Here is a 917-nt window from a genome sequence, read left to right as displayed (position 1 = left end):
GGAGCTTTACTTTATGAAAATAAAATATGTATTGTTTATCGGAGGATTCATAATAGTTGGGGAAATTTTATTGCTTTTATTCCGTCCTGAAAAACTATTTATTGATAAGCAAGTGAATCAAGCATTGCCACAAACAGAAATAAAATCAAAAGAATCTCAACTACAAGAACAAATAGTAACCAAAGGACAGTTTCAGAACGGTGTCCATGAAACAACTGGAGTAGCAACAATTCATCAATTATCGGATGGCAAACGTATTTTACGACTCACCAACTTTGTAACTTCTAACGGGACAGATGTTCGAGTCGTATTGGTTCCTACGAAAACCTTGAAAAATAATGAAGATGTTAAGAGTCATCGGTATATTGAATTAGGTAGATTAAAGGGAAATAAAGGAGATCAAAACTATGAAATTCCTGAAGATATAGATATAAGTGCATATGGTGTAGTTTCTATATGGTGTAAGAGATTTAATGAAAATTTTGGTGCAGCTTATTTTGCAAAATAAGAAATAATAAAAACAGGTGATAGAGTTGAAATCTATCACCTGTTTTTTTGTTTTGTAGGACGTATGGAAGAAGGGAAATTTGCGTGAAGATTTAGAGAAGGCAAGAACGAGCTGCATTCCTATAAATAACTGTAAAGAAGCAGAATGGTCGTTTGACAACACCCTCTATGTTAGTGAATTAAAGAGATCAAAATTCGTTTACGATATTGAGAAATTCAACAGAAATCTGATTTATTTGTAATTTCATGAAAGACTTTTGTAACATTTATGCAAGAATTTTGTAAGGTATTTAAATTATGATGAACTTCCGAACGCGAAATTCGGATTAAGTATGTAGATAAAAAACAAATAAAAAGCGAGGAATGACATTATGAATGGAAAAGAAACAAAAAGGGTAAAAAAGATCCTC

1 protein-coding gene is annotated in these 917 nt (G+C 31.7%); it reads left to right on the top strand.

What is annotated here, in order from left to right; genetic code table 11:
• The first annotated feature begins 13 nt into the window (after positions 1–13).
• Positions 14–508 carry a DM13 domain-containing protein gene (locus FT637_RS29540; protein ID WP_193649252.1) on the top strand — a complete coding sequence of 165 codons (495 nt, stop codon included), beginning with the start codon at positions 14–16 and terminating at the stop codon, positions 506–508.
• Positions 509–917 lie beyond the last annotated feature (409 nt).

It is taken from the genome of Bacillus cereus (assembly GCF_015071065.1).
GTDB lineage: Bacteria > Bacillota > Bacilli > Bacillales > Bacillaceae_G > Bacillus_A > Bacillus_A cereus_BA.
Note: the sequence above shows the minus strand (reverse complement) of the source record. Positions and strands in the feature narration are given on the sequence as shown.